At 51.0% G+C, this 5,945-nt stretch carries 5 protein-coding genes; all 5 read left to right on the plus strand.

Annotated elements, in window-relative coordinates:
* Positions 1-1,405 (plus strand): Do family serine endopeptidase (locus OB13_RS02890; protein WP_461488645.1); only part of this gene is annotated, 1,405 nt, incomplete at its 5' end.
* A 175-nt stretch (positions 1,406-1,580) separates the two neighbouring features.
* A complete protein-coding gene (amaB, locus tag OB13_RS02895) occupies positions 1,581-3,158 on the plus strand; it encodes an L-piperidine-6-carboxylate dehydrogenase (RefSeq protein WP_461488646.1) in 1,578 nt (525 codons plus the stop codon).
* A 288-nt stretch (positions 3,159-3,446) separates the two neighbouring features.
* Positions 3,447-4,004, plus strand: a complete 558-nt coding sequence (locus tag OB13_RS02900) for an RNA polymerase sigma factor (RefSeq protein WP_461488649.1) — start codon at positions 3,447-3,449, stop codon at positions 4,002-4,004.
* Positions 4,005-4,034: 30 nt separating this feature from the next.
* On the plus strand, positions 4,035-4,685 hold the full coding sequence (locus OB13_RS02905; protein ID WP_461488647.1) for a hypothetical protein: 651 nt from the start codon (positions 4,035-4,037) through the stop codon (positions 4,683-4,685).
* Entirely contained in the window at positions 4,666-5,808 is a 1,143-nt protein-coding gene (locus OB13_RS02910; protein WP_461488648.1) for a DUF4097 family beta strand repeat-containing protein, read from the plus strand. Before OB13_RS02905 ends, OB13_RS02910 begins: the two co-directional genes overlap by 20 nt.
* Positions 5,809-5,945: the final 137 nt, after the last annotated feature.

A 5,945-nucleotide genomic window follows, 5' to 3' on the forward strand; every position in this document is an offset into this window, starting at 1 on the left:
CAACGGCCCCCAGTCAAATAAAGTGGAGGAGCAATATCCGACTGTGCGTTATACCAGTGATATGCGCAGCAGTTCAGTTATTGTGCCGGAAGGACTTAATTTTATCAAAGCAGCCCAGGTAACAACACCGGCTGTAGTACACGTTACGACCGAGTATTCGGTGCAGTCAGCGCAGGGGAGTACCAGCCCGATGGATCCGTTCCTGCGTGAGTTTTTTGGGGATGGATTTGGCGAGCGGGTGCCCCGCGGGCCTCAAATGGGATCCGGTTCGGGCGTGATCGTGGCCTCCGATGGCTACATTGTTACCAATAATCACGTAGTCGACCGGGCTGACAAAATAGAAGTAATACTGGACGATAAACGCAAGTTTGAAGCCACGCTGGTAGGTACCGACCCTACAACCGACCTGGCGGTGCTTAAGATCAATGCCGATAAGTTACCGGTGGTCCGCTATGGCAACTCTGATGAGCTGCAGGTAGGTGAATGGGTACTCGCAGTAGGTAACCCGATGAACCTGACCTCTACCGTAACAGCAGGTATAGTAAGTGCCAAAGGACGTAACATCAACATACTGCGTACCAGCCAGAACAGAGACCTGAGCATAGAATCTTTTATACAGACGGATGCAGCCGTAAACCCCGGCAACAGTGGAGGCGCGCTGGTAAACCTGAACGGTGACCTTGTAGGCATCAACACGGCCATCGCTTCGCAGACAGGCTCTTTTGCCGGGTACTCTTTTGCAGTGCCTTCTGCCATCGTAAGCAAAGTGGTAGACGACCTGCTGAAGTATGGGGAAGTACAACGCGCCCTGTTGGGAGCCACTATACAGGAGATTGATGCAGCTTTTGCCAAAGAAAAGGGACTCAACACATTGAACGGGGTATACCTGGCCACAGTGGAAGAAGGCGGAGCCAAGGAAGCCGGCCTGAAAGCAGGGGATGTTATTACGGCCATCAACGGTGTGAAAGTAGCACGTTCTTCTCAACTGCTCGAGCAGGTGGCCCGCTACCGGCCTGGCGATAAGGTGAAAGTGGAATACCTGCGTGATGGCAAAGAGCGATCCGCCAATGTAACGCTGAAGAACCTCAACAACAGCACCGAAGTATCCAAGCGCAGCACAGCCAAGGCTGTTACGTTTGATGGCGCTACGTTTGATGCCGTCAGCAAGCAGGAGATGAACAAGCTCGGCATAGATGGCGGTGCTAAGATATCGAACGTTGATAAGAGCAAATTCCGCGAAACAGGTATGAAGGATGGCTTCATCATCACCAGGATCGACAAGTATGCCGTGAACGTGCCTTCGGATGTTGAAAAACTCCTGAAGAACTTCGACACCGGTGTCGTATACATCGAAGGCATCTACCCGGATGGCCTGAAAGCCTACTACCCGATCGGGAAACGCTAATAAATGATGGATTACAGATCAAAAAAGCTTCTGCAGAATTGCGGAAGCTTTTTTGTTTTAAAAGATTTGCAAAAGGCCTATCTTCATGGTGCGGAGCTTCTGTTCTACTTTTCAGGAGTTAGCCCTAAAACCAAAAGTTAATTCTATAGCTGAATTCAATTTAAACGAAAAGATTATGAAGCAAACCATAGATGAACTTCCCCTGACCAAAGCAATTACAGACGTGCTGCAGCAGTTGGGCATCAGAGAGCTGAACCCTGCCTATAGCACCGGGCTGGAGTGGGGCGGAGAAAGCAATAAGAATACCCGCGAGATTCACTCTCCTGCCGACGGCAATTACATGGCTACAGTCAACATGGCCACAGCCGAAGATTATGAGCAGGTCGTTAAAAAAGCCGAGGAGGCTTTTAAGGTATGGCGCAAAACACCGGCACCGAAGCGCGGGGAGGTAGTGCGGCAGATTGGCAACAAGCTGCGCGAAAACAAAGAGGCACTGGGCAAACTGGTAAGCTATGAAATGGGTAAGATCCTGCAGGAAGGGCTTGGAGAGGTCCAGGAAATGATCGACATCTGTGACTTTGCAGTAGGCCTGTCGCGTCAGCTGCACGGCTACACCATGCACTCAGAGCGCCCGCAGCACCGCATGTACGAGCAGTACCATCCGCTCGGAATTGTGGGTGTGATCTCTGCCTTTAATTTCCCTGTGGCGGTATGGAGCTGGAACGCGATGCTGGCAGCCGTGTGTGGCGACGTGACCATCTGGAAACCATCTGAAAAAACACCGCTCACAGGTATAGCTTGCCAGCACATCATCCGGGAAGTACTGGTTGAGAACGAACTGCCGGAAGGTATATTCAACCTCATCATCGGGGATGCCGAGATTGGCAGCCTAATGGCAAACGATACCCGTATCCCATTGGTATCTGCAACGGGTTCTACGCGTATGGGCAAGAAAGTGGGCGAGGCTGTCGGGGCACGCTTAGGGAAATCGCTGCTGGAGCTGGGTGGTAACAATGCCATCATCCTGACAGAGCACGCCGACATCGAAATGGCCCTGCGTGCGGCGGTGTTTGGAGCTGTTGGTACCTGTGGCCAGCGCTGCACCTCTACCCGCCGCCTGATCATCCACGAGAATGTATACGAACAGGTAAAGGAGCGCCTGCTGAAGATCTATCCGGCCCTGCCGATCGGGCACCCGTTGAACGATACCACACTGGTGGGACCACTGATCGATAAAGATGCCGTGAACGCTTTCCGCAAAGCCCTGGAAGCTGTGCAGCAGGAGGGAGGCAACCTGCTGATAGGCGGTGATGTGCTGGAAGGAGAGCAGTATGCGACCGGTACGTACGTGACGCCTGCCATCGTGGAGGCCGAAAACCACTACCACATGGTGCAGGAAGAAACATTTGCGCCTATCCTATACCTGATCAGGTATAGCGGTGATGTTGAAAATGCGATAGAACTGCAAAATGGCGTGAAGCAGGGGCTTTCATCGGCGATCTTCTCTACCAACCTGCTCGAGACAGAAGCTTTCCTGAGCCAGCTGGGCTCTGACTGCGGCATTGCCAATGTGAACATCGGTACATCCGGTGCTGAGATCGGTGGTGCCTTCGGTGGGGAGAAAGACACGGGCGGTGGACGCGAGTCGGGATCCGATGCCTGGCGGATCTACATGCGCCGCCAGACCAATACCATCAACTACAGCCGCGAAATGCCGCTGGCGCAAGGTATCAGGTTTGATATAATGGACTAAACATTGGCTATTGCACCTGTCCTATATGCAGGTATTGCTATTAAATATTCAAAGCCAGCTCTGATCAGGGCTGGCTTTTTTGTAGATATACCTTATAGCTGGGTAAGCTGAAAGGATGCGGAAGGCAGTAACGAAAAGTTTTAAAAATTATTTTGCAACTTCATGCAACCTCGTGTATTTGCTTTTGTCTTTAGTGTGAATAGGCTGAAGGGAAGCAAAGGAAATAAAACTGATGAACTAATGTAACAAGGCGAAGGCCGGCAGGTGAAAACGTTAAATCAAGCCACGTTGGAAAAAAGCAGCTACCAGGATGTGAACGCCCAGGTTGTGAAGCGCTGCAGGGAAGGGGATAACCGTGCCCAGTATGAGCTGTACAAGCTTTACTCGAAGGCTATGTTTAACGTGAGCATGCGCATCACCAACGACTATGCAGAGGCCGAAGATGTATTGCAGGAGGCTTTCATCAGTGCTTTCAAAAACCTTCATTCTTATAAAGGAGAGGCATCCTTCGGGAGTTGGCTCAAAAAGATCGTTGTCAATGCGGCAGTCAATGCGATCCGGAAGCGCCGGTCAGAACTCGTGCCGCTGGAGGACCGGATTACAGAAGGCATAGCTGATGAGGAATATGACGACAACACCGAATGGCAGGTCGAGAAGGTGCGGAAAGCGATCCAGCGCCTGCCGGACGGTTACCGGGTGGTGCTGAGCCTATACCTGCTCGAAGGCTATGACCATGCCGAAATTGGGGAGATACTAGGTATAAGCGAGTCTACTTCAAAATCGCAGTATAGCCGGGCCAGGAAGAAGTTACTGGATTTAATGCACGATTCAATTCATGTGGCGTAGCCACAGGGAGCATATAAAGAGGAGCAAAAGATGAAAGATAGGTTAAAAGAATTTGTGAACGAAAACCGGGAGGAATTCGATGTGTTCGAGCCCCGCCCGGAGCTGTGGCAGGAGATCTGCCGGGAGATGCCGGCCACGCCCAAAACAGCGCCACGCAAAGAAGCCAAACTGATCAGCATCAACTTTGGTGAGTGGGCCAGCATCAGCGCCGACTTCATGTTCATGCGCGTAGCCGCTGCGATCATCCTGCTGGTAGGTTGTGGCCTGACCCTGCTGCTCATGAAGCAGAACACCCCGACGACAGACAATACTCTGGCAGCTGTTACCGGGCAGCCAACGCTTAACCAGATTGCTCCTGAACTGGTGGAGGTGGAAGCTTACTATACCAGCCAGATCAATGCCAAGCGGGACCAGCTCAGCGAATACGACATGAAAGTGTTGGGCCTGGACGAGGCCGCAGGAATTGACCGGGAGCTGGCCCGCCTCGACAGCAGCTATACCCAACTGAAGACACAACTTTACACCACTCCGAACACGGATCAGGTGATGGGAGCCATGATCCAGAATCTGCAGATACGGATCAGAGTCCTGAACCGGCAACTGGAAGTACTCAAGAGAATAGAAGAAATACAGAAACAAAACATTACTGAACCCGATAGCGATGAAACCACTACTATTTAAGTCCTTACGCCACCTAACCTGCCTTCTGGTAATGCTGCCTGCCCTGGCTGCAGCTCAGCCGGAAGTACCGACGGCTCCCTGCCCGTCGAGTGCATCAATTCATGAACCGGACCCTGCCCCTGTTGTTGTGGCAGTACCTGTTCTTTCGCTTGAGACAGCCCCTGTGATCGCCCTGGCAATACAGACAACAGGTGCTAACTGCCAGCAGACAGCTGAGCAGGCTGCAGAAGAAGCAGCAGCATACGACACGGAAAAACGCAAGACCTTTGAGAAGACCTATAAGGTGAACAAGTCCGATGTACTGAATATCGAGAACAAGTTTGGCAGAGTACATGTGAATACCTGGGATCGCAACGAAATACAGGTGAAGGTAGATATTATCACCCGTGCCGGCTCTGACAAGGCTGCGCAGGATCTCCTCAATAAGATAAACATCGCGGAAAGCCGCAGCGGCAACACCATTGTGGTGAAAACAGAAATGGCCTCGATGAGGAACCATGGCGGCAACAGGAGCTTCGAAATCAACTATACGGTATACATGCCCGATGTAAATGCCCTGACAGTAAAGAATAGCTTCGGGGATGTATACTTAGCTGCCCTGAAAGGAAAAGTGGATGTTAGTGTAAAATACGGCTCTCTCAAGTCGGACAGATTGAGCAACACTTCCAATTCAGTAAAAATAGCTTATGGCTCCGGCAACTGCGGCTACATAAATGGAGGCAATGTGGATGTCGCCTATTCGGATCTAAGTCTGGAAGGTACGAGCTCTCTGCAAGGTTCTTCCAGGTTCAGTGACTTTAAGATAGGTAGCCTGTCAGAATCGCTCGATCTTGACTTGAAGTACGGATCGCTCCGGGTTGATAATATCAGCAAGAACATCAGCAGTATCAACCTGGCCAGTGGCTTCAGCCCCATCTCGCTGCACTTTGATAACAACTCTACTTTTAACTTCGATGTGAATGTACAGTTTGGAAATTTCAATGTGGACAAGACGCTTGTGAACTACACAAGCCTGGAAAAAGGCCATACCTCAGCAGAGTATAAAGGAAAATTCGGAAGCTCCTCTTCCAAAGGCTCCGTTAACATCATCTCCAAGTACGGTGACGTAAGGTTCACGAGATAGCCCCTGCTATACCTAGAAAATCATTGCTTGTTATACTTGTGTTTGTTTAAAGTGAGAAGAGCCGGCAATAGCCGGCTCTTTCTGTTGTAGCACGTAGAAGGTGCTGGACCGAAGCAATCAGACTGGTCATAATTTTT

The sequence above is a fragment of the Pontibacter sp. HJ8 genome, assembly GCF_054824225.1.

Bases quoted from the DNA above. Each gene is read 5' to 3' on its own strand.
- OB13_RS02905 (WP_461488647.1), top strand. From the start codon at position 4,035: ATGAAAGATAGGTTAAAAGAATTTGTGAACGAAAACCGGGAGGAATTC.
- OB13_RS02910 (WP_461488648.1), top strand. From the start codon at position 4,666: ATGAAACCACTACTATTTAAGTCCTTACGCCACCTAACCTGCCTTCTG.
- amaB (WP_461488646.1), top strand. From the start codon at position 1,581: ATGAAGCAAACCATAGATGAACTTCCCCTGACCAAAGCAATTACAGAC.